Source organism: Gordonia hankookensis (assembly GCF_014673215.1).
GTDB lineage: Bacteria > Actinomycetota > Actinomycetes > Mycobacteriales > Mycobacteriaceae > Gordonia > Gordonia hankookensis.
This window is the reverse complement of sequence record NZ_JACWMS010000003.1, coordinates 295,413-318,291: the sequence shown is the minus strand read 5'-3', so window position 1 is coordinate 318,291 and position 22,879 is coordinate 295,413. Positions and strand designations below refer to the sequence as shown.

The 22,879-nt window shown below is 66.4% G+C and carries 23 protein-coding genes and 1 riboswitch; of the genes, 14 read left to right on the top strand and 9 right to left on the bottom strand.

Going from position 1 to position 22,879, the window contains the following annotated elements:
- The first annotated feature begins 77 nt into the window (after positions 1-77).
- Entirely contained in the window at positions 78-923 is an 846-nt protein-coding gene (locus tag IDF66_RS15940; RefSeq protein WP_223309708.1) for a phosphatase PAP2 family protein, read from the top strand.
- On the opposite strand, the gene IDF66_RS15935 is transcribed toward IDF66_RS15940, so the two are convergent.
- Positions 866-1,186 carry a hypothetical protein gene (locus IDF66_RS15935; protein ID WP_164306968.1) on the bottom strand — a complete coding sequence of 107 codons (321 nt, stop codon included), beginning with the start codon at positions 1,184-1,186 and terminating at the stop codon, positions 866-868. The two genes, IDF66_RS15940 and IDF66_RS15935, sit on opposite strands and share 58 nt — an antisense overlap.
- A gap of 290 nt (positions 1,187-1,476) precedes the next feature.
- Between IDF66_RS15935 and IDF66_RS15930 the strand changes: the two genes are divergently transcribed.
- Both IDF66_RS15930 and IDF66_RS15925 read left to right on the top strand, forming a co-directional pair.
- The gene (locus IDF66_RS15930) at positions 1,477-2,601 is read left to right on the top strand and encodes a nitronate monooxygenase (protein WP_164306969.1); all 1,125 of its coding nucleotides are present in this window, start codon (positions 1,477-1,479) and stop codon (positions 2,599-2,601) included.
- Positions 2,602-2,888: 287 nt separating this feature from the next.
- On the top strand, positions 2,889-3,650 hold the full coding sequence (locus IDF66_RS15925; RefSeq protein ID WP_190267697.1) for a DUF4352 domain-containing protein: 762 nt from the start codon (positions 2,889-2,891) through the stop codon (positions 3,648-3,650).
- A 141-nt stretch (positions 3,651-3,791) separates the two neighbouring features.
- Here IDF66_RS15925 and greA read toward each other — a convergent pair whose 3' ends face one another.
- The 3 genes from greA to IDF66_RS15910 form a co-directional block, all read right to left on the bottom strand.
- Complete coding sequence (gene greA / locus IDF66_RS15920) at positions 3,792-4,286, bottom strand: transcription elongation factor GreA (RefSeq protein WP_164306971.1); 495 nt, start codon at positions 4,284-4,286, stop codon at positions 3,792-3,794.
- Between the two features lie 125 nt (positions 4,287-4,411).
- Positions 4,412-5,167 (bottom strand): queuosine precursor transporter, encoded by a 756-nt coding sequence (locus IDF66_RS15915; RefSeq protein ID WP_317628727.1) that lies wholly within the window; start codon positions 5,165-5,167, stop codon positions 4,412-4,414.
- The gene (locus IDF66_RS15910; protein ID WP_190267696.1) at positions 5,164-5,634 is read right to left on the bottom strand and encodes a DUF4307 domain-containing protein; all 471 of its coding nucleotides are present in this window, start codon (positions 5,632-5,634) and stop codon (positions 5,164-5,166) included. Before IDF66_RS15910 ends, IDF66_RS15915 begins: the two co-directional genes overlap by 4 nt.
- 48 nt (positions 5,635-5,682) lie before the next feature.
- Between IDF66_RS15910 and mca the strand changes: the two genes are divergently transcribed.
- From mca to IDF66_RS15880, 6 genes are all read left to right on the top strand, one after another.
- A complete protein-coding gene (gene mca / locus IDF66_RS15905) occupies positions 5,683-6,579 on the top strand; it encodes a mycothiol conjugate amidase Mca (protein ID WP_164306973.1) in 897 nt (298 codons plus the stop codon).
- On the top strand, positions 6,576-6,908 hold the full coding sequence (locus IDF66_RS15900; protein WP_203589206.1) for a hypothetical protein: 333 nt from the start codon (positions 6,576-6,578) through the stop codon (positions 6,906-6,908). The genes mca and IDF66_RS15900 overlap by 4 nt, the downstream gene beginning before the upstream one ends.
- A complete protein-coding gene (locus IDF66_RS15895; protein ID WP_190267695.1) occupies positions 6,883-8,943 on the top strand; it encodes a thioredoxin domain-containing protein in 2,061 nt (686 codons plus the stop codon). Before IDF66_RS15900 ends, IDF66_RS15895 begins: the two co-directional genes overlap by 26 nt.
- A gap of 187 nt (positions 8,944-9,130) precedes the next feature.
- Positions 9,131-10,129, top strand: coding sequence for an SGNH/GDSL hydrolase family protein (locus IDF66_RS15890; protein WP_190267694.1), 999 nt, complete (start codon positions 9,131-9,133; stop codon positions 10,127-10,129).
- 129 nt (positions 10,130-10,258) lie between these two features.
- Positions 10,259-10,645 (top strand): YciI family protein, encoded by a 387-nt coding sequence (locus IDF66_RS15885; RefSeq protein WP_190267693.1) that lies wholly within the window; start codon positions 10,259-10,261, stop codon positions 10,643-10,645.
- Positions 10,646-10,651: 6 nt separating this feature from the next.
- Complete coding sequence (locus tag IDF66_RS15880; RefSeq protein WP_190267692.1) at positions 10,652-11,941, top strand: RNA polymerase sigma factor; 1,290 nt, start codon at positions 10,652-10,654, stop codon at positions 11,939-11,941.
- A gap of 5 nt (positions 11,942-11,946) precedes the next feature.
- Here IDF66_RS15880 and IDF66_RS15875 read toward each other — a convergent pair whose 3' ends face one another.
- On the bottom strand, positions 11,947-12,588 hold the full coding sequence (locus IDF66_RS15875; RefSeq protein WP_317628726.1) for a histidine phosphatase family protein: 642 nt from the start codon (positions 12,586-12,588) through the stop codon (positions 11,947-11,949).
- Positions 12,585-14,675 carry an ornithine--oxo-acid transaminase gene (gene rocD, locus IDF66_RS24055; protein ID WP_190267691.1) on the bottom strand — a complete coding sequence of 697 codons (2,091 nt, stop codon included), beginning with the start codon at positions 14,673-14,675 and terminating at the stop codon, positions 12,585-12,587. Before rocD ends, IDF66_RS15875 begins: the two co-directional genes overlap by 4 nt.
- A gap of 97 nt (positions 14,676-14,772) precedes the next feature.
- On the opposite strand from rocD, the gene IDF66_RS15865 reads away from it, so the two are divergent.
- Positions 14,773-15,219, top strand: a complete 447-nt coding sequence (locus tag IDF66_RS15865; RefSeq protein WP_164307065.1) for an Lrp/AsnC family transcriptional regulator — start codon at positions 14,773-14,775, stop codon at positions 15,217-15,219.
- Here the strand turns inward: IDF66_RS15865 and IDF66_RS15860 are convergent.
- A complete protein-coding gene (locus IDF66_RS15860; protein WP_190267690.1) occupies positions 15,197-16,087 on the bottom strand; it encodes an SGNH/GDSL hydrolase family protein in 891 nt (296 codons plus the stop codon). The two genes, IDF66_RS15865 and IDF66_RS15860, sit on opposite strands and share 23 nt — an antisense overlap.
- 278 nt (positions 16,088-16,365) lie before the next feature.
- Between IDF66_RS15860 and IDF66_RS15855 the strand changes: the two genes are divergently transcribed.
- Complete coding sequence (locus IDF66_RS15855) at positions 16,366-17,436, top strand: 3-deoxy-7-phosphoheptulonate synthase (protein WP_164306980.1); 1,071 nt, start codon at positions 16,366-16,368, stop codon at positions 17,434-17,436.
- Between the two features lie 126 nt (positions 17,437-17,562).
- Here IDF66_RS15855 and IDF66_RS15850 read toward each other — a convergent pair whose 3' ends face one another.
- Together IDF66_RS15850 and IDF66_RS15845 are read right to left on the bottom strand one after the other, a co-directional pair.
- On the bottom strand, positions 17,563-19,035 hold the full coding sequence (locus IDF66_RS15850; RefSeq protein ID WP_190267688.1) for a PepSY-associated TM helix domain-containing protein: 1,473 nt from the start codon (positions 19,033-19,035) through the stop codon (positions 17,563-17,565).
- 119 nt (positions 19,036-19,154) lie between these two features.
- A complete protein-coding gene (locus IDF66_RS15845; protein WP_190267687.1) occupies positions 19,155-19,682 on the bottom strand; it encodes a hypothetical protein in 528 nt (175 codons plus the stop codon).
- 45 nt (positions 19,683-19,727) lie between these two features.
- Positions 19,728-19,942: riboswitch (cobalamin riboswitch) on the top strand.
- 89 nt (positions 19,943-20,031) lie between these two features.
- On the opposite strand from IDF66_RS15845, the gene IDF66_RS15840 reads away from it, so the two are divergent.
- From IDF66_RS15840 to IDF66_RS15830, 3 genes are read left to right on the top strand one after another with little or no spacing between them, the layout of a single operon-like run.
- Positions 20,032-21,069, top strand: a complete 1,038-nt coding sequence (locus IDF66_RS15840; RefSeq protein WP_190267686.1) for a FecCD family ABC transporter permease — start codon at positions 20,032-20,034, stop codon at positions 21,067-21,069.
- Positions 21,069-21,845 (top strand): ABC transporter ATP-binding protein, encoded by a 777-nt coding sequence (locus IDF66_RS15835; protein WP_164307066.1) that lies wholly within the window; start codon positions 21,069-21,071, stop codon positions 21,843-21,845. The genes IDF66_RS15840 and IDF66_RS15835 overlap by 1 nt, the downstream gene beginning before the upstream one ends.
- Positions 21,842-22,846, top strand: a complete 1,005-nt coding sequence (locus IDF66_RS15830) for an ABC transporter substrate-binding protein (protein ID WP_190267685.1) — start codon at positions 21,842-21,844, stop codon at positions 22,844-22,846. The genes IDF66_RS15835 and IDF66_RS15830 overlap by 4 nt, the downstream gene beginning before the upstream one ends.
- The last annotated feature ends 33 nt before the right edge of the window (positions 22,847-22,879 follow it).

Below are 22,879 nucleotides of genomic sequence, written 5' to 3'. Positions count from 1 at the left end.
CCCCGGTCTACTGTGGAGTGAACACTTAGTTGAACGTATCAACCACGTCGTTCGGAATTTTAGCCGGTGGGGGACGTATGGCCATTGTGTGGCGGGATCAGCCGCCCCATCAGGGGCACGCGCGTGTTGCCCGGATGTCGGGGACCGCGCGTGCGTGGACGACCAGTGCGATGGCATATCTGGGACAGCCGCGATGGTGGGTGGAGGTCCTCCTCATCTGGGGGATCTACTCGGCCTATTCGCGGGTTCGCAACATCGGCGGCAAGGACATCGACCGTGCGTTCGGGAACGGCCGATCGATCGCGCAGGTCGAACAACACCTGCACATCGCCTTCGAGCCGGCGCTCAATCGCTGGGTGCATGTGAACGGCTGGGTGGCCGATCTCAGTGCGCTGCACTATCACACGCTGCACTGGTGGATCACCATCGGCGTGTTCGTCTGGCTGTTCTGGCGGCGCCGCGAGAGCTATCGACGGGCGTCGCTGGTGCTGGCGCTGACAACCCTCATCGCGCTGGCCGGCTTCTTCCTGATCCCGACCGCGCCGCCGCGCATGTACCCGGGGTATGTCGACATCATGGCTCAGACCGCATCGTGGGGCTGGTGGGAGGGTTCCGGTTCACCCGGCCCGGAGTCGGTGACGAATCAGTTCGCTGCGATGCCGTCGCTGCATTGCGGGTGGGCAATCTGGTGTGGGGTGATGATCGCGATGTATGCGCGTCGAACGTGGGTGCGCGTGCTCGGTGTGCTCTATCCGATCAGCACCGCCTTCGTGGTGATCGGGACCGCCAATCACTATGTGCTGGACGTGATCGCGATCGTTGCGGTGATCGCCGTGTCGATGGCGATCGTGTACATGCCGTGGCGTCAGGCCGCCGATGCGGTCGCGCGCAGGTCGGTCGACTCGGGTAAATCTGTCGCGTAGCGGATCACCGATGTCACCCGGCCGAGGCGACGCTCGACGAGGACGATGGCCTCGGCCAGCTGATCCGGGTCGTCGACGTCGGCGACAAGAGCGGCCGTGTGGCCGTTGTTGCCGAGCATGAACGGCACAGCGGCGGAGTACTGGCTGCTGACGACTCCGAGCGGGATGTCGCGACGGAACAGTGCGCGGGCGTAGTCCAGGACGGCGGGGTCGTCGTCGAGGACGATCAGTGGGACGGTGGGCGTGTGTGTGTTCTTTCTCATGATCCAAGGATGATGCCGCAGGTTGGAGGCGGTCTGAGGCGTTGCTGTGGGTTGACTGTGGATGCTTGTGCGGCCTGTGGATGAATCTTCGGAGCCGACCACGGATCGGTCTATTGTTCCTGGCCACGGGACGACGTCATCGAAGACCAGGGCGCTTGTGGACGCCCCGGGATGTGGCCCGGCCGGGCGGCCGCTTGTTCTCTGCTTCCGTTTCTAGTATCCAGAGTAGAACATGTTCTAATTCTGCCGTCTGTTGTCGATCTGTCTGTCTGGCGTTGAGGAGCCCCCAAGTGCACACCCCGATCTGTGACGAGCTCGGTATCGAGTTCCCCATCTTTGCGTTCACCCATTGCCGAGACGTGGTGGTCGCCGTCAGCAAGGCGGGTGGTTTCGGCGTGCTCGGCGCGGTGGGGTTCACGCCCGAGCAGCTCGAGATCGAATTGAAGTGGATCGATGAGCACATCGGCGATCGGCCCTACGGCGTCGACATCGTCATCCCGAACAAGTACGAGGGGATGGATGCCGACATGTCCACCGAGGAGCTCACCAAGATGCTCCAGGACATGGTGCCGGCCGAAACGTTGGATTTCGGCCGCAAACTGCTGCTCGATCACGGTGTTCCCCTCAGTGAGGACAGTGACAACTCCCTCCAGTTGCTCGGCTGGACGGAGGCCACTGCGACCCCGCAGGTGGAGATCGCCCTGCAGCACCCCAAGGTGAAGCTGATCGCCAACGCGCTCGGCACGCCCCCCGTCGACATGATCGAGAAGATCCACGCGTCGGGTCGCAAGGTGGCCGCGCTCTGCGGCTCGCCCCAGCAGGCACGTAAGCATGCGGACGCCGACGTGGACATCATCATCGCGCAGGGCGGTGAAGGTGGCGGCCATTGCGGCGAGGTCGGTTCCATCGTGCTCTGGCCGCAGGTCGTCAAGGAGGTCGCACCGCGTCCGGTGCTGGCGGCCGGTGGTATCGGCAGCGGACAGCAGGTCGCCGCCGCACTGGCTCTCGGTGCGCAGGGCGCGTGGAGTGGTTCGCAGTGGTTGATGGTCGAGGAGGCGGAGAACACACCCGTCCAGCAGGCCGCCTATGTCAACGCCGGCAGTCGCGACACGGTCCGCAGCCGGTCGTTCACCGGAAAACCGTGCCGCATGCTCCGCAACGACTGGACCGAGGCATGGGAAGATCCGAACAATCCCGAGCCGCTGGGAATGCCGTTGCAGTACATGGTCTCCGGTATGGCCGTCGCAGCAACACACAAGCATCCCGACGAGAGCATCGACGTCGCGTTCAACCCGGTGGGCCAGGTTGTCGGTCAGTTCCAGAAGGTGGAAAAGTCCGCCGCGGTGATCGAGCGTTGGGTGCAGGAGTACATCGAGGCAACCGGCAGTCTGGAGAGCTTGGCAAACGCGACCTGAAGTCGCTGTACCACAACATGATCGGTGGACAACGCCGGTAGGTCGCAGCAGGCGGCCGTCCTGTCCGCGGAACAGGGCGGCCGCCTGCTGCCGCCATCGGACGTCGGAATCTCGCGTGAGAACCGGGTGCGGAGTCTGCCGACCGCGGCGACCATCGCACTCGTCGGCCGGCTGTGCGGCGCGATCGGACCAAAGATCGGGTCTCGGTCCCCGCGACGGTCTGATCGCGTTCCCCGGCACGTGAGGCTTGTCGTTTTTGTCAGACCACGAGTGCAATATCTCCGGCCATGACGAATTCACACGAAACCGGGCCGGTCGATCCGGCCGCGCCGCACCATCCGACCGCTCCGCAGGGCGCCGAGCAGTACCCGCCGCAGCAGCAGTACCCGCCGCAGCAGTACGCGTGGCCGCCGAACGGTCAGCCGCCCTACGCCCGGCCTCCGGTGCCGCCGATCGAGGCCCCGAAGAAGAAGCGCAAGTGGCCGTGGGTCGTCGGCGCCATCGTCGCGTTGCTCGTGGTGATCGCCGCACTGCCCGGCGGCGGCTCTGACGACAAGAGTGACGACGCGGCCGGCGGCGGGGGTGGTGCGGCCACCGCGACACATGCGGCGGCTAATCCGCCCGCCGCCGAACCGGCGGATCGTGCGATCGCCGCGATGAACTCCCCTGTGCGCGATGGCAAATTCGAGTTCGTGGTCACCGGGGTCCAGCCGGGTCTCGACAGCGTGGGGGACAACCCGTACCTCACCGAAAAGGCGCAGGGTCGATTCGTCGTCGTGACGATGACGGTCAAGAACATCGGGGACAAGCCCCAGGGCTTCTCGCCGAGTGACCAGAAGCTCTTCGATGCGCAGGGTCGCAGCTTCGAGTCCGACACGACTGCTCAGGTCGCCCTCGGCGGGACCGATATCGCTGTGTGGGACAAGATCAATCCGGGTAATGCGGTCGACGTGAAGGTCATCTACGACATGCCTGCGGGTGCTGTTCCGACGAGCATCGAACTGCACGACTCGATGTTCTCCGGTGGCGAGACGGTGTCGCTGACGTAGTCCTCAGCGTGATCCCGGCCCATACGGTTCCTGTGCGACACAGGCGCGTGCGAACCGTGCCGAACGCGCCAGGGTCGTCCAGAGACAGTTGTAGCGGTGGGTGCGCAATGGCACCCACCGCTACAACGGTGACTCAGTGGATCAGCTGTGGTACGGCTCGGCGCTGACGAGGGTGACCTTGATCACCGCGCCGCTGGGCACGGAGTATTCACGTGTCTCACCGACCTTGGCATCGATCAGTGCCGCGCCGAGCGGAGAACTCGGCGAGTAGGTCTCGATCGACCCGTCTCCGGCGCTCTCCTCGCGGGTGGCGATCAGGAAGGTCTCGGTGTCGCTCTCGTCGCCGTCGTAATAGACCTTGACCACCGAACCCGGCAGGGCGACACCCGACTGGGTGGGCGCTTCGCCGACCTTCGCGTTGTTCAGCAACTCCTGGAGCTGACGGATACGCGCTTCCTGCTGGCCCTGCTCTTCGCGGGCCGCGTGGTAGCCGCCGTTCTCCTTGAGGTCGCCCTCTTCGCGACGCTCGTTGATCTCCGCAGCAATGACCGGTCGATTGGCGATCAGTGAATCCAGTTCGCCTTTGAGGCGGTCATGCGACTCCTGGGTCAGCCACGTCACCTGTGTGTCGGTCATCGGTCACTCCTTTGTGTTGTCCGCGCCCAGGCGGATTCTTCAACTGGGCATATGGACTGCTCAAAATGCAGCAACACGACCCCTCGCGGAGCCGTGTATCCATTGAGGATACCAGTCACTGAGAGCTAAAGCACATCAGAGCCGTCGGTCCGGGCCTGTCGGAGTGCCTCTGCGTAGCTGGGTTCGACCCTCTTGAGCCACCCGACGACGAGGTATGTCACGGGCATGATCACTATCTCCACCAACGTTTTCCAGGCAAATCCGACGACCGTGTAGTTGATGAAATCACCCCAGCTGGAGATGCCGAGAGCCGTTGCCGCAATCGAGCAGAAAACGAGGGTGTCGGCGAACTCGCCGACCACTGTCGAGCCGATCAGACGAGCCCACAGGTGGCGTTCGCCCGCGCGTTCCTTCATCTTGACGAGGACGAACGAGTTCAGGAACTCGCCTGCGAGGTAACCGGCCAGGCCGGCCAGCAGGAACTGGGGTACCACACCGGCAACCGTCCGGAACGCTTCTTGCCCGTCGTAGAAGTCCGCGGCCGGTAGCTCGATCGTCAGCCAGAAGCAGATCGACGCGATCAGCAGCACCGCGAATCCGGCGAGAATCGCCCGGCGCATGGCACGGAATCCGTAGACCTCGCTGATGACGTCACCCAGCACGTAGGCCAACGGGAACAGGTAGAACGCGCCGTCGGTGACCAGGCCGTTCATGTGGATGGGACCGAGGGAGACGTTCAGCCAGTCGTCGAACAGGACGACACCCTTGGTGCCGGTGATGTTGCTGATGAGCATCACGCCGACGAACAACGCCATCAGATACGCGTAATAGGGACTCGACACGGTCGCGAAGACCGCGCGAACACGCGTGGTGGCGGTCACGACTGCGAAGGTGCGGTCAGATAGGCAGGCACGTCTGTGGTGCAGCCGAACACCTCGCCGATCACGGGAGGCTTGGACGTGCTGACCTCGGTGTGCACACCGACCTGTGTCTGTGTACCGGCGGGGATGAGGATCTCCCGGCGGCCCGTCTCATCGCCGTCGGCGGAACGTCCACGCACCACACATGCTGCGGGCCGTCCCGGGTCTCGGCGCGTCACGGTGATCTGCACCGCAACCGTGGAGGGATTCACGATCTGGTAGCCGGCGGCTTCGCCGGACACCACCGGATTGGCGAACTTGGAGTAACCGAGCGCCGCGAGCGCGAGGCCGACAACCACCACCAGTGCAGACAGTCCGATGAACCAGCGTCGCCTGCTGGTCGGCGACTGCCCGGAGGGATACGTCGCGCGAGGTCCGCTGCGCGGTGCATCCGCACCGGCGTCGGTGCCCCCGTCTGAACTGTTCACGCGTCAATACCTACCATGGGAGGAGTACCTATCCGAAGGTGAGGAAGCGTGACCGAATCTCACACAGGTGGACCGCATGCAGGTCTCCGTCTGATGGCGGTGCATGCTCACCCGGATGACGAGTCCAGCAAGGGCGCCGCGACGACCGCGAAGTATGCGGCCGAGGGCCATGACGTGCTCGTGGTCACGCTCACCGGTGGTGAGCGTGGTGACATCCTGAACCCGGCGATGGACCGTCCGGGAGTCAAAGAGCGGATGAGTGACGTCCGCAAGGAAGAGATGGCGAACGCGGCCGCGGCGCTCGGGGTCGAGCAGATGTGGCTCGGCTTTGTCGACTCCGGACTACCGGAGGGCGATCCGCTCCCGCCCGTGCCCGAGGGTTCGTTTGCCGCGATCCCCATCGAGGACGCCATCGAAGCACTCGTCCGTGTGGTCCGGGAGTTCCGGCCGCACGTGATGGTCACCTACGACGAGCGTGGCGGTTACCCGCATCCGGACCATATCCGGGACCACGAGGTGTCCGTTGCGGCATTCGAGCGCGCCGGCGATCCGGACGCGTATCCCGGTACCGGCGAACCGTGGACGGTGTCGAAGATCTACTACACGCACGGCTTCATCCGTGATCGGATGGTGCTGTTCTCGGACGAGTTCGAACGGCACGGACAAGAGAGTCCGTTCACCGAATGGCTCAGCAAGTGGGAGCCCGGTCGTGGCGACCTGATGGGCCGGGTGACCACCCAGGTCGAGTGTGGCAAGTATTTTCCGCAGCGCGATGATGCGCTGCGGGCGCACGCGACCCAGATCGATCCCAACGGAGTGTTCTTCGCGGTGCCGCTCGAGTGGCAGCAGCGACTCTGGCCGACCGAGGAATTCGAGCTCGCGCAGACGCGCGTGAAGACATCGATCCCGGAGACCGATCTGTTCGCGGGAATCGAGGAACCATGAGCCCGATGCACATAGCGGCCGGCTATCAGATCCTGGCAGATCAGCAGCCCGAAGGCCCCGAGTTCGGCAAGGCCTCACCGCTGGGGCTGCTCATCATCATCGTCCTGTTGGTGGCGACCGCGCTGCTGATCCGGTCGATGAACTCACAGCTGAAGAAGCTGCCGAAGACCTTCGACGCCGAGCATCCGGAACCGGATCAGGCATTCGACGACGGAACCGATTCGGTCGTCGACGGCGAGGGCGATCCCGACACCACGTACTCCGACACCACAGACCCCGACACCACAGGCAAGGTGCAGGCCGATGAACGGAAGTCCGCCGAAACCTGAACCGACCGAAGCGGGTCGTGACGGGGATCTGCAGCGCAATGTGCTGGATCAGTCCACGAGCCCGTATCTCCGCCAGCACGCCCTCAACCCGGTGCACTGGCAGGAGTGGGGGACCGATGCCTTGGCCGAGGCCGTCCGCCGAGACGTCCCGATCCTGCTCTCCGTCGGCTACGCCGCCTGCCACTGGTGCCATGTCATGGCACATGAGTCCTTCGAGGACGACTCGACTGCCGCGGTGATGAATCGCGATTTCGTGTGCATCAAGGTGGATCGGGAAGAGCGTCCCGACATCGACGCGATCTACATGAACGCGACGGTGGCGATGACCGGGCAGGGTGGCTGGCCGATGACCTGCTTCCTCACCCCGTCTGGTGATCCGTTCTATTGCGGCACCTACTTTCCGTCGTCGCCGCGTGGCGGTATGCCCTCCTTCGTCCAGATCATGGGTGCGGTCACCGAGGCCTGGACACAGCGACGCGACGAGATCGATGCCATGGGACACCGGGTCCGTGAGCACCTCGAGGCCAACACCGAGGCGTTGCCGGTCGCCGATGTCGGCGTCGACGACCGGTTGCTTGTCCATGCGGTCACCACGATCCTCGACGACGAGGACACCGAAGCCGGTGGATTCGGAGGGGCGCCGAAGTTCCCGCCGTCGGCGTTGCTGGAGGGGCTGATCCGCGCAAGCGAGCGGACTGCCGACCGGCCGCCGCTCGACGCGGTGATCCGAACCGCCTCCGCGATGGCGCGCGGCGGTATCTACGATCAGCTGGCCGGTGGATTCGCGCGTTATTCGGTCGACAACGACTGGGTTGTGCCGCATTTCGAGAAGATGCTCTACGACAACGCGCAGCTGCTCCGAGCCTATGCGCATCTGGCGCGACGGACCGGTGATCCGCTGGCGATGCGGATCACCGAGGAGACCATCGAGTTCCTCGACCGCGATCTGCGGGTGTCGGACGGCTTCGCATCGTCGCTCGACGCCGATGCCGATGGCGTGGAGGGTTCGACCTACGTGTGGTCGCCCGCGGAGCTGACCGACGCCCTCGGCGAGAGCGACGGACGTTGGGCGGCAGACGTTCTCGGGGTGACGGAGAACGGCACCTTCGAACACGGCCGGTCCACCCTGCAACTGCATCGCGACCCCGACGACCCGGTCCGGTTCGCGCAGATCCGAGGTCGACTGCTGGTGTCGCGCGGCGGGCGGGTGCAACCGGCGCGCGACGAGAAGGTGGTGACCGGGTGGAACGCGATGGCGATCACCGCGCTGGTCGAGGCAGGTGCCGGCCTGGGGCGCCCGGACTGGATCGATCTGGGGGCGTGGTGTGCGCGGGCGCTACTGGACGGGCATGTCGTCGACGGGCGTGTGCGGCGTTCTTCGCTCGGCGGGGTTGTCGGGCAGCCCGCCGCGGCACTCGACGATCATGCTGCTCTGGTGACCGCTCTGCTGACCCTCCATCAGGCCACCGGTGACACATCGTGGCGGGACGAAGGGTTGGCCGTGCTCGATGCGGCCATCGCCTTGTTCGCCGATCCCGAACAGCCAGGGACGTGGTTCGATTCCGTCGGCGACGGGCTCATCACTCGGCCACGTGATCCGGTCGACGGGGCCACACCCGCAGGTGCGTCACTGATGGCCGAGGCCTTGCTGGCGGCGTCAGCACTCGCGCGTTTCGGTCCGGCGACGCGATATGCGGAGCTCCTCGATCAGACGCTCGCGCGTGCGGTGGTGCTCTTGGCCAAGGTGCCCCGATCGGCCGGACACTGGCTCGCAGTGGCGCAGACCAGAGTTTCCGGACCGCTGCAGATTGCGGTTGCCCAGGGTCCGGACAGCATGGGTGAACTCGCCGCACACGCCCGGCTGGTCGCCCCTGGAGGAACGATTGTCGTTGCCGGGGAACGTGATTCGGTGCCGCTGCTGGACGGTCGCGGCACCGTGAACGGTGCGGACGCAGCCTACGTCTGCCGTGGCACGGTCTGCGGTTTGCCTGTGACGGACGGCCAGGCGCTCGAGGAGGCATTGGCGGCCGGCTGATCCGACGTGCCGACCTTCCTGAATGACGCCACGCCTTCGTCGGGCGTGCGGAGTCTCGACGCGACAGCGTGCACTGCGACGGGTCACTCGTGAGCATCGGTCGCAGCGTGCGCCCGATCTGCGGATTGGGCATGTCATCCGGGCGGACCATTGCCCATGATGGCGGACGATCAGTATCGTCAGAGCAATGTCGCCTCTGCCACGGCGCTCGGTCGTGTCGTGGACCGCGATCCGGGTCGTTCGGATCGCCCATGCCGTGTTCACTGCTGCCGTGTTCACCGGTGCCGCGTTCGCCCTCGCCGGTTCGAGTGGCGTCGTGCCGAAGGCGCACGGGGCGGCGCCGCTGCGGATGTTCGCCATGGGCAACTCGTACATCTCGGGTCAGGGCGCCGACAACTACCAGACGATCCCGGCAGACATGACCTCCTATCACGCGGGGACGACCGGTCCGCAGAACTACTGCTTCCGAAGCAGACATGCTGCGGTGGAGGTCGTCGCGAAGCGGCTCGGCGCTCGATTCACCAACGTGACATGTGCGAATTCTCAACCGCGACATATCGATCAGGACGCGCAGTTCGACGAGGGTCGTCAGATCGAGCACCTGCCCCGTGACGCCGATGTCGTCGTCATGCAGGTGATCGGCAATCCGGAGTTCATCAAGGTGATCGAGTGTGTACAGCTCCGGGAGTGCGATCGGCGGACGATCGACCGATCGCTGCGGGTTCTCGACAACGACCAGCGATTCCACGAGCGGCGGATCATCGGTGAGGTCCGGTCCCGCGCCCCGAGCGCACATGTCTACGTCCTGGGGGCTCCCCAGGTGGTCCCGCGCGTGGGGCAGGACCAGCGTCGTCGCTGTGGCTGGTTCATGTCCGATCCCGAGGTGGGCATGCTCAACGACTTCATCGGGAAGGTGAACGAGATCTCCCGCGACAATGCCCGCCGAGCCGGTGAGACCTTCGTCGACCTGGCTCGTCCGGGATCGCCGTGGAATCAACGGCACGACCTGTGCAGCGCCGACCCGTGGGAGTGGGGCCCGCGGGTGGCTGCTCCCCAGTACGGACCCGACAACGTGAAGTTCCGGAACTGGATCCTGGGTGGATACCACCCGACTCAGGCCGGGCAGCGTGCCACCGCCGTGGTGCTGGAACAGGTCATCCGCGAACGCGAGGCCCTGCGAGGGTGATCTGGTGGCGACTTCCTCGAGAAATTCCTCGGGAGTGCTGTCGATCCGTGATGATTGCTTCGTCATGGGGGCAGATGGCGGCAGTGGGCCGGCATCACCTGCCATTCGGCATCCGAGAGAGGACCTGACATGCAATATCTGTTGGCGATCACGATTGACGAATCCGTCCCCATGCCCCAGGAGGGCGAAGACGGATCCGAGGAGATGCGTGCGGCGTGGGCCGGATACGGAAAGGCCCTGGCCGCAGCAGGTCTGCTGGTCGAGGGAGCGAGCCTCACCCCGAGCGCATCGGCCACGACGATGCGACTGACGCTCGGCCAGGGCCCCACCATCACCGACGGCCCGTATGTCGAGGCCAAGGAACAACTCGGCGGGTATTACCGCATCGATGCTCCGGACCTCGACGTCGCACTCGAGTGGGCGGGCCGGATTCCGCTGCCGTTCGGGGTGGTCGAGGTCCGGCCCGTTCGGCTCTTCGCGGCCGAGGACGGTACCCCGACGCCGGTCGAGGCCTGACTGGCAGTGGCCGACACCGCAGGATCGGCCATTGCGCGACTGGCGCGCGAGGAGAGCGGGCGCGTGCTCGCTCTCCTCGCCGCCCGCTTCGACGACGTCGACCTCGCCGACGACTGTGTCCAGGACGCGCTGTTGCAGGCCGCCGAGACCTGGCCGACCCGGGGTGTCCCCGACAACCCGCCTGCGTGGCTCTACACGGTCGCGCGCAATCGGATTGTCGACCAACTGCGTCTGCGTGCATCCCGCAGGCGCCGGCTCTCTGCGGCGGCACCCGAATTGCTGGCCGGGAATGAGCCGTCCACCGGACTGGAACTGATCGTCGACAACCGCGAGCTCGGTGACGAACGCCTCCGGCTGCTGTTGCTGTGCTGTCACCCGGCACTGGATCGCGACGCGCAGGTCGCCTTGACCCTACGGCTCGTCGGAGGTCTCACCACTGCCGAGATCGCTGCGGCCTTCCTGGTGTCCGAACGTGCTCTGGCACAACGGATCGTCCGCGCCAAGCGCAAGATTCGCGACGCTCGGATCCCACTCACCATCCCGGCCGACATCGACGGCCGCGTCGGTGTGTTGCTGGGAGTGCTCTACCTGATCTTCAACGAGGGGTACCTGTCGAGGGGCGCAACGCCGTCACTCGTCCGTCTCGATCTGGCAGACGAGGCAATCCGGTTGACCGGACAACTGATCGAGCTCATCCCGGAAAACGGTGAGGCCCATGGCCTCCTCGCGCTCGAAATGTTCCATCGAGCCCGGTTCGGTGCGCGACTCGACGTCGCCGGTGACCTCGTCGTGTTATCGGAGCAGGACCGAAGTCATTGGGATGCAACGATGATCGAGCGCGCGCGCACGGTGTTGCAGACCGCCGTGGCATGTCCAGGTGTCGGCGTGTACCGCATCCAGGCGATCATCGCCGCGTTGCACGCAGGCGCCGAGACGGCAGCCGACACGGACTGGGCCGCCATCGTCGATCTGTACCGCATCCTGGAGCGGATCGATCCCGGTCCGGTGGTCGTCCTGAACCGGGCCATCGCGGTGTCGATGGTCGACGGCCCGGAAACGGCGCTGGCCGAGGTCGATGCGATCGACGGGCTCACCGATTACCACCTGTGGCATGCCACGCGGGGCGAGCTCCTGTACCGGGCCGGTGATCCGGCCGCGGCCGCCGAGGCGTTCCGTAATGCACTCTCGTTGGCCGACAATCCGGTCGAACAGCGCCACCTGCGAAGCCGCATCGACATGTGCTCTGCGGGGGAGGAGCCCGGCGCAATGAGTGACCTTCCGGATCGCCACCGATGAAGCGCTCAGAGTGCGAGGTGAGTCGCCGCAGCACCTTCCGGTCCGACCAGAGCACACAGCCGTCGGTCCCGGCCCAGCTGCATGAGCAGTGCCGCGCCTGCGGGTCGTAGATCGATCTCGGCGCCCTGCCCGATCGGCCAGCCCAGGAATCGGCAGACGAACGACCGCGAGAAGTGCCCGTGGGACACGATGATCACGTCGGACTCCGTCAGGCGTTGCTCGACGAGTTCGACTGCGCCGTCGACTCGGCGGGTCATGTCGTCGACGGATTCGCCGTGGGGTCCGCCATGTGTCCAGATGGTCCAGTCGGGATCGCCGTCGGCGTGTATCTGTGCGCGGGTGAGGCCCTCGTAGTCCCCGTAATCCCACTCGGCGAAGCGATCATCGACCTCGTCGACAACGAGCCCGCCGAGTTCGGCGGTCCGTTGCGCTCGTCGTCGTGGTGAGGCGAAGACATACGGGGCGACGAGGCCGAGGCGGTCGGCGATGCCGGCGAGTGCGCGAGCGTCCTCCTCACCGCGCGGGGTGAGATCGATGTCGGTGCGCCCGGTGTGCCGGTCGGTCAGCGACCATTCCGTCTGCCCATGCCGGACGAGGAGCACTCGTCGGTTCGTCGGGATGTCTGCAGCGTCTCGGTCGTCGGTCACCCTGCCGAGCCTACGACCTCCGCCAGCTGATCGACCGCCCAATCGATCTCCGCCTCGGTGATCACCAGTGGCGGCGCGAGTCGGAGCGTGGAGCCGTGGGTGTCCTTCGCGAGCACGCCGCGCTCGGCCAACCGCAGACAGATGTCCTTTCCCGTGCCGAGCGATGGTTCGACGTCGATCCCGGCCCACAGGCCCAGGCCGCGGACCGCCACCACGCCGTGACCGATCAGGTCGCGCAGCCGGGCATGCATGTGGCGGCCGAGGTCGGCAGCGCGTGCCTGCCAGGTGCCTTCGGTGAGCATGTCGACGACCGTGTGACCGACGGCCGCGGCGAGCGGGTTGCCGCCGAAGGTGGAGCCGTGCTCGCCGGGGTGCAGGACACCGAGGATGTCCCGGTCGGCCACCACGGCCGACACCGGCAGGATGCCGCCGCCGAGAGCCTTGCCCAGGGTGTAGAGGTCGGCCTCCACGTCCCAGTGCTCCAGGGCGAGGGTCGTTCCGGTCCGACCGAGCCCGGACTGGATCTCGTCGGCGATCATCAGGACATCGTGTCGGGTGCAGAGCGCGCGGACGCGCGGCAGGTAGTCGTCCGGCGGCACGATGATGCCGGCTTCCCCCTGGATCGGTTCGACGAGGACCGCAACCGTGTTGTCATCGATGGCAGCCGACATCGCCGCAGCGTCGCCGTAAGGCACACGCACGAATCCCGGTGTGTACGGGCCGAATCCGTTACGTGCGTCGGGGTCGTCGCTGAAGCTCACGATGCTGATGGTGCGGCCGTGGAAGTTGCCGTCGGCGACGATGATCTTCGCCTGGCCGTCCGGTACGCCCTTGACGTCGTAGCCCCACTTGCGGGCCACCTTGATCGCCGACTCGACGGCCTCGGCGCCGGTGTTCATCGGCAGGACCATCTCCTTGGCGCAGAGTGCTGCGAGCGCCGCGCAGAAGGGCTCGAGCCGGTCGGATCGGAACGCCCGACTGGTCAATGTGATGCGTTCGAGCTGGGCCGTCGCCGCGGCGACGATCCGGGGATTGCGGTGGCCGAAGTTGACGGCCGAGTACGCGCCGAGACAGTCGAGAAAACGTCGTCCGTCGATATCGGTGATCCAGGCGCCCTGCGCGGTCGCCGCGGTGACCGGCAGCGGTGAATAGTTGTGCGCTACATGGGGCTCGGCGGAAAGGTGGCCGGCAGGAGGGGATACGGCAGGCCCGGAAACGGCTGGAGGGGACACCAGGACCTCCTTGTCGATGCCTCTCAATTCTAGGGTGCAGCACTTGATGCCGCCGCCGCCTTTGAGCAGTTCGGAGAGATCGATCGCGATCGTGTCGTAGCCTGCGGCGCGCAGCAATTCCGTGAGGTGTGGCGCCGCGTCGGTCATCACGACGTGGCGGCCGTCGGAGACGAGGTTCAGGCCGAGCGCGGCGGCGTCGTCGTCGGTGGCGACGATGGCGTCGGGGAACAACGTCCTCAGCAGAGTTCGCGAGGCAGGCGAGAACGCGGGTGGGTAGTACGCGATGTTCTCGTCGTCGAGCACCCCGAGAGCCGTGTCGAGGTGGTAGAACCGCGGATCGACCAGTTCGAGCGTCACGACCGGCAGACCGGTGATCGCCGAGACCTCGTCGTGGGTGTCACGGTGGCTCCGAAAACCGGTCCCGGCGAGGATGCGTGCCCCGATGACCAGGAAATCGCCCTCACCTTCCTGGATACCGACCGTCCGATGAACCGGACCGAGGCCGTTCCCGTGGAACCAGGCCGCATAGAGATCGCCCTCGGGCCCGCGTTCGGGAAACGCGAAGCGGGCAGCGATCGTGTGTCCACCGATGCTGAGGCCGCCGTTGGCGGCGTACACCATGTCGGGCAGGCCGGGGTGTGGATCGACAGTGTGGACACGATGACCGAGAGATTCGTAGGTCTCGCGGAGACGGAGCCACTGAGCGATCGCGAGGTCGGTGTCCACGGGTGTCGACGGATCCATCCACGGATTGATCGCGTAGCTGACCGTGAAGTGGGTCGGCGGCGTCATGGCATAGGTACGCAGCCGGGCTACCCGGGCGACCGGAGCGACCGCAGGGCTCGTCAGCGTCATGAATCGACGCTATCCTCTCCTTCCAACGCAAACAATCGATGACTGTTGCGCATCTGTGCAATGGATAGTGGTCATTGCAGTACGAAACGGAGATACATTGCGCGAGCTGGATGATCTGGACGAAAGCGTGCTCGCCTGCCTGGCCAGGGATGCCCGGGCCACCTTCGCGCAGATCGGTGACGACGTGGGGCTGTCGGCGCCCGCGGTGAAGCGACGCGTCGATCGCCTTCTCGGCGACGGCGTGATCAAGGGGTTCACCGCGGTCATCGATCCGCAGGCGATGCAGTGGACCACCGAGGCCTATGTGCAGGTCTCCTGCCAGGGCAACATCTCGCCGGAGTCGCTGAAGGCGGCGTGGGAGCCCATCCCGGAGGTGGTCAGCGCCGCGACCGTCACCGGCCAGGCGGACGCGATCCTTCGGGTCCGCGCTCGCGACGTCCGCCATCTGGAGCAGGCGCTGGAACGGATTCGCAGCGCGGGACCGGTGGACCATTCCGAGTCCATCATCGTGCTGAGTCAGCTCATCGACCGCGGGCACCCGTGATGCTCGACGGGAGTCGGTCCGCGATCATGCGGGCGATCGCCTTGTTGCCCGCCAGGTTCGGATGGAATCCGAGGTACTCGCTCGACGTCACGTAGCCCTCGAACCACTTCTCGTCGCCGGCGCAGGCGTCATGGCCGATCGATTCCGCCTCGACGTCGACGAAGGCCGCGCGGTGACGCTCGGCGACACGACGCAGGATGTCGTTGTAGGGGCCGAAGAAGTCCCGGCGGATGAAGGCGAGATCGGCGGAGCTCGCCGGATTCTCCGGGAAACAACCGCGCTCGCCGAAGTAGCCACCCTGCCCGACGATCACGACGGCGGCGGAGGGAGAGCGCTTCCGGACCGCGCGTACCACCGCGTCGACCCGATCCTCGAGGGGCGCGAGTGCGTTGCGGATGGCGGAGTGGTACCAGGCGTTGGACCGGCAGTGCGCGTCGACGCCCGGGATCGGGACAAAGCACACGCGGGAGATGTTTCCCCAGTCCGTGTCGTTGCCGCCGATCGAGATGGTCACGAGGTCGGTGTCGGGGCGCGGCGCATCGATCTGAGGTGGGACGAAACCCTGCGAGCGGAGCTGGGGCGTGGTGGTGATGTTCTCGGCCTTCGCTCCCGCGCATGCCACCGACCGGAACGTCGTGGTGTGGATGAGTCCCGCCAGCTGATCCGGGTAGGCGACCGATGATCGGCCGCAGCCGATGATCTGACTCGTGACGGTCGGGCTCGCTGCGCGCGAATCACCCAGTGCCACATAGTGTATCGGTTCATGGGCGGCGGCCGTCACCGGCGCGATGACCAGGTGTAGGAGTGTGAGGGCAACGATCCCGAGTGCCGTGATCAGTGCGAATCGGGGTCGCGGGACGTGGCGCATGCGCGAACCGTATTCGGCTGCGAGGCGGATCGCAATTGGTGGCGGTGCGCAGTCGTGCTAGCCTGGTCGCCGTGATGACCACTGTGCGCGCCTATTGGCGCTTTATCGAGGCTCCGGGTGGGGCCGAGATGAAGCGCTGACACTGCCGCGCGCGCAAACACCCGGAGCCCGAGCAGCGACCGCAAGGTTGCTGCTTTTGTCATTTCAAGGGCCTCCGGTGACTCATGAGCAACCAGGGGCACCCGACAACGACCGGGCCAGACCCCGAAAGGCACGACGTGACCACCATTCCCGACTTGACTGCCGCATCGACCTCCGATCGCCGGATCAAGTCCTTCCGTTCCATCCCGTCGCCGGACACGATCCGCAGTGAACTGCCGCTGACCGCACGACGGGCCGTCAGCGTCCAGGATGATCGTGACGAGATCGCCGACATCCTCGCCGGCCGTGACGATCGTCTGCTCGTCGTGGTCGGCCCGTGTTCGGTCCACGACCCGGTGGCGGCGCTGGACTACGCGCGGCGCCTGGCGCCTTTGGCGAAGGACTACGCCGATCGGCTGAAGATCGTGATGCGCGTCTACTTCGAGAAGCCCCGCACCACTGTCGGATGGAAGGGGCTCATCAACGATCCGGGGATGGACGGGACCTTCGACGTCGAACGTGGACTCCGGATGGCGCGCTCACTGCTGCTGGACATCATCGACCTCGGGCTACCCGTCGGGTGTGAGTTCCTGGAACCGACCAGCCCGCAATACATCGCGGATACCGTCGCCTGGGGTGCCATCGGGGCGCGCACCACGGAGTCGCAGGTCCACCGCCAGCTCGCATCGGGGTTGTCCATGCCGATCGGCTTCAAGAACGGCACCGACGGCAACGTCCAGGTGGCCATCGACGGCGTGAAAGCCGCAGCGGCGCAGCATGTCTTCTTCGGGGTCGACGACTTCGGCCACGGATCTGTGGTGGAGACCGCGGGTAACGACGACTGTCACGTGATCCTGCGTGGCGGTACCGGCGGGCCGAACTTCGACGCCGATTCGATCGCGACCGCAGTCGACGCGCTCGCGAAATCCTCACTGCCGCAGCGGGTGATGATCGATTGTTCGCACGCCAACTCCGGCAAGGATCACGTTCGCCAGGCCGAGGTCGCCGATGAGCTCGCCGACGCGATCCGCTCGCACCGACAGGCGGGCGAGACAGTTCCGATCAGCGGAGTCATGCTGGAGAGCTTCCTCGAGCCGGGTGCGCAGTCGTCCGATGCCAGGCCATTGACCTACGGCCAGTCGGTCACCGACAAATGCATGGGGTGGGAAGCCAGTGTCGCCGTGCTGGCGACGCTTGCCCAGAGCTGACCGGCGCGTGCCGGACGCCTCTGGACCTGCTCTGCCACCTCAGCCAGATGCGCACGCTCGCCGCGAAGGTGTGCCCGGTCGGCGACGTCGCGGTGGGACCGGCCCGATCCGGTCCCACCGCGACGCTCAACGTCGATTGCGCCGTGATTGATTCACGTATCCGACGGCACCATCGACGAGTATGAACGCAGCCAGGCTGATGCCGAGGAGCGGGATGAACCAGCCGACGGCCACGGCGATCACGATGATCGCCACGATCGTCGGGACCGGCAGTTCTCGCCATGCGCCGCGTAGCGGTGCGCGGCCGACCGCGAGGACACGCTCCGATCGCCGGGGGCGGCGTTGCCACCACATCTGATAGCCGCGCACGATCACGGCCAGGAGGCCGATCGCCAACAGCAGCAGCGCGATCTGGTTGGCCAGACCGAACAACAGACCCATGTGCAGGGCGATGCCCCACGTGCTCAGTTGCGCCGCGAGTGGCCAGTCGGCGAACCAGGAGACGTCGACCACGTGGCCGTTTGCTCCGTCGATCGAGACCGAGTTCGGCGAGAACTGCCACGGCTGGCGCGTCTCGGCCACCGTGAACGCGGTCGTCGTGTCTGTCGGTACGGACACCTCGACGTGGTCGGTCACCCCGATCCGATCGGCAACTGCCAGAACCGAGTCCACCTGTCCGACGGTATCGGCGACCCCGGTGTTCCCGGCGCCGGCATGTCCGGCCGCGTGGTCGCCGTGGCCGCTGGGTCCACCGGCAGGCATGGTGGAGTCGTCAAGGGAGGTCGACACACTCGGAGTCGTCCAGCTCAGTGCCTGGCGCAGCTCGCCGATGTGGTCGCCCGCCAAGCGCGACCAGGTGAGGCCGGTCGCCGACAGGAACAGCACCCCCACGACGATCCAGACACCCACGGCACCATGCCAGTTCAGTGTGCGGGCCCGCCCCTTGGTGGAACGGTCGACGCTGATCAGCCGAGCCGCCCGGCCATGCCTCATCCGGCGATACCGCGCAATCCACAATGCGAGACCCGCGAGTGCGATCACCCACAGCCACGACGCCGCGAGTTCGCTGTACAGGCGGCCGGGTTCTCCCAGGTGGAGGTGTCGATGCAACTGGCTGATCCAGGTTCGCATCGGCAGCGCTGCGGCGCTGCCGTAGCTCACCAGTTCGCCGACCGGGCGCGCAGTGACGGGATCGACGAAGACCGCCATCCGCTCCGATTCTCCCAGCGACGGGTCATCGAACAGCACACGCGTGGTGTCGCCCGGCGCGGCTGCCGGTCGCACCGCGGACAAGGTGAGATCCGGTCGGGCGGCCATCGCCGCGCGGATCTGATCGGCGACGGGGCGGGCCGGACCGGTGCTGTCGGTGTGTAGTTGCTCGCGGTAGACGACCTTCTCGAGACTGGGCGCCAGTGCGTAGAGCCCTCCGCTGACGACCGCGACGATCAAAAACGGTGCGATCAGGATGCCGGCATAGAAGTGGAGTCGTCGCACCAATGGCTCCCAGCCGATGTGGCGTCCACCGGGCGGGCGAGCGGCCGGGTCGGTCGGTGGCGAGGAGTCGAGCGGCTGACGGGGTGGTTCTTGGGTGAGGGACACGAAGGTCCGCCTTTCGGAACTGGACGCGGACGCACGACAGATGGCGTCGTGCGCATACGCGAAGAGCCGACCGCCGCGTGTGGTCGACACGCGAGCAGGTCAGCGAGGGTGAGGAATGGTCACATCGCCGAGAGCGGGGGACCCCGGGTACCCACGGGGCGGACATGCCTACGGCCGGGTCGCAGGCGGTCGTCGATCACGGGCAGCACGCTCCAGGACGTCGCGACGTCCACCGGTATCGAGATGAGCGTGAGAACGGTCCGGATCACCACCGACAGGGCGGCTGTCACCGCGATCTCCAGACCGATCGCCAGAGCGACCGCCACCACGGTGGCGACCATGTGAAACGTCGCCATCGAGGGCGTCATCAGTGTGGCGTGGTGATGAGACAGTGCGGCGAGTGCGAGGTGACCGACGAGCTGTCCGCCGACGAGCATGCCGACGAGCCCCGGCACACCGGCGCGCTGCGGGGAGGTTGCGGACGCGGCCCAGCCGAGCCCCGCACACACCGCGACCAGAAGCGTGAGACCCGTGGAGTCGGGCAACCCGCCACCCGCGGCTGCGTGCGCGACGATCGAGGTGACCCCCGACGACGCGCCGATGACGCAACCCCGAACCTTGTCGAGGGTGCGGGCCTGCGGGTGCATGGCCCGCATCCTATGACGGCAGTGCGCGACTGATCGAGGCGGCTGCTAAGTTCGTGCTGCGTCGGTCTCGCGTCCGGTTCGTCCGGATCGAGCGCAAGAGGGAATCTGGTGAGAATCCAGAGCTGCCCCGCAGCGGTGACCGGAAACGACAGCGGCCAGGAGCACTGGGTCAGCGATGACCTGGGAAGCGGCCGTCAGTAGGTGGCACGAACGGTGCCGTGTCCGGGAGTCCGAAGACCTGCCGACGTGACCGCGGCGGCGTGCCGTGGTCGACATCGACTCCGTGGGACATGGTCGGTGCCGCCGGTCTGTCGGCGTCGTCGTGTGCCTGGGTATCTGACGAGGTGCGATGAGCGGGCAGTGGTGGCGCGTGAGCGTGTTGAGCGGGCTGTGCGTATCGGGGCTTCTGGTCGTCTCCGTCCTCGGGCTCATCTTCGGTACGGCACACGTCCCGTGGCGCGATGCCGTCGGCTACGTCTGGGCCGACCTGATCGGAGGAATTGTCTCCGCGGGTGATGCCGCCGATTACCGGATCGTTGTCGATTCTCGGCTCCCTCGCGTTCTCACCGGCGCCCTGGTCGGCGCGGGTTTGAGCACCGTTGGTCTCGTCGTGCAGGCGATGGTCCGAAACGCGCTGGCCGATCCGTACGTGCTGGGCATCTCGTCGGGAGCGTCGGTGGGTGCCACAGCGGTGGTGCTGTTCGGGGTCTTCGCCGGAGCGGGCATCTATGCGCTGCCGACGGCGGCGTTCCTGGGCGCGTTGGTCGCCACCGTCGTCGTCTTCGCCATCGCACGATCGGCCGGTGGTCTCACTCCACTGCGGCTCGTGCTCACCGGGACCGCTCTGGGCTACGGATTCTCCGCATTGACAACGGTGCTGGTCTTCCTCGCGCCCGCCGGGGATGCGGCTCGTAGCGTGATGTTCTGGTTGTTGGGCAGTCTCGCCGCGACGAGCTGGCGCTCCGTGTGGCTCGTCGCAGCCGTGGTGTTGATCGGGCTCGCGGTCGTTGCCGGACTCGCCCGCCAGCTCAACGCCCTCGCGATGGGCGACGAGGTCTCGGCGTCACTCGGGTTGCGCGCCTCGCGATTCCGCATGCTGCTGTTCGTGGTGGCCGCACTCATGACCGGCGTCATGGTCTCGGTGTGCGGGGCGATCGGGTTCGTCGGGCTGGTGGTGCCACATGTGGCCCGTCTCCTGGTGGGGGCCGACCATCGCCGTCTGGTGGTGGTGACACCGCTCATCGGCGCGGTGTTCCTCGTCGCCGCGGATCTGCTGGCCCGAACTCTCGTTCCCCCACAAGAACTCCCGCTCGGCGCGATCACGGCAGCGGTCGGCGTGCCGGTCTTCCTGCTCCTGATGCGTCGTCGTGGCAGGGAGGCGGTGTGATGCGAGAGGTCGACTACGACCAGGTCGGTGTCGAGATCGGACACACGACGATCCTGCGCGACGTGACCGTCCATGCCCCGCGAGGCAGTTTTCTGGGGATCATCGGCCCCAACGGCAGCGGTAAGTCGACGATGCTTCGTTGCCTGTATCGCGCGCTCGACCCGACCGAAGGTCGGGTGCAGGTGGGGGACCGGGACATCACGTCGATCAGCATGCGGGACAACGCTCGCCAGGTCGCTGCCCTGACCCAGCGGATCGCACTCGACTTCGATTTCACGGCCGCCGAGGTGGTCGCGACAGGTCGATTGCCGCATCGGTCGCTGACGACGTCGACTGCCCGCCGCGATCGCGAGATCTGTGTACAGGCGATGAGCGACGCCGGCGTGACCCATCTCGTCGACCGAGCATTCACGTCGCTCTCCGGTGGTGAGGCGCAGCGGGTCCTGATCGCCCGCGCGTTCGCGCAGGAGCCGGAGGTCCTGGTGCTCGACGAACCGACGAACCACCTCGATGTCCGACATCAGTACGCGGTGCTGCGCGCGGCGCGAGACCGAGAGGTGACTGTCGTCGCGGCGTTGCACGATCTGAACATCGCCGCGCAATTCTGCGACCGGCTCGTGGTGCTCGCGCACGGTCGGGTCGCGGCGACCGGTACACCGCGCGAGGTCCTCACACCTGCTGCGATCCACCGCTTTTTCGGAATCGGCAGCCATGTGTTCGACCACCCACGACTGAACGTGCCACAGGTCATCTTCGATGAGAAAGAAGTGGAATGAGAACGAGATCGGTGATCGTCTGCCTCGCGGCACTGCTGGTGCTGTCGGGATGTGGGGCGCAGGTGGAGGAGGCGCCGCCGGAGTCCGGTGGCGCAGCGGTGACCGTGCAGAACTGTCGAGCACCTCTGACCGTGCCCGGACGCCCCGCCCGGGTGGTGACCAACGACACCGGCATCACCGAGATCATGTTCGCGCTCGGTCTGTCCGACCGGATGGCAGGCTATGCCTCCTACGCAGGCAAGGAGCGGGACATCGAATCCTCCCCGTGGCGGGCAGATTTCCGGCGGACGACTTCCCTGGGAGACGGCTTCACACGTGAGGTCATTCAGTCGGCGGACCCCGACTTCGTCTTCGCGGGGTGGAATTACGGGTTCAAGGAGTCGACCGGGGTCACCCCGGATTGGATTCGCACCCTGGGCGCGACGCCGTACCAGCTGACCGAGGCCTGCCGTCAGCCGGGCACCACCGAGCGCGGCATCATGCCCCCGCTCGACGCCTTGTATTCCGACCTGGCGAACATCGGCGACATCTTCGGCGTCCGCGACCGCGCGGATGCCCTGGTCGCCGCGTATCGCGCCGAGGTGGCGAAGGCCGACGAGACAGCGCCGCCGATCGACCGCCGCGCGCGGGTGTTCCTCTTCGACAGCGCCGATCCCAACCCGTTCACGTCCGGGAGATATGCCGCGCCGCAGCAGATCATCTCGGAGGCCGGCGGTGCGAACATCTTCGCCGATCTGGCGGATTCGTGGACCTCGACCTCGTGGGAGGCGGCCGCACAGCGTGATCCGCAGGTCATCCTCATCGTCGACTACGGTGCCGGCCCACAGAACACGGTCGACGCCAAGATCCGGCAGCTGGCGACCCATCCGTTGATGTCGCAGACCGAGGCGGTGCGGGAGAAACGGTTCCTGGCGCTGCCGTACGCGGCTCTCGTGGAAGGTCCCCGCAATCCGGCCGCGATCACCCAGGTGGCCCGCTACCTCCGCTCGAAGGGATTCTGATCTCCGTGGGCCGTTCTGCCGACAGCAGAACCC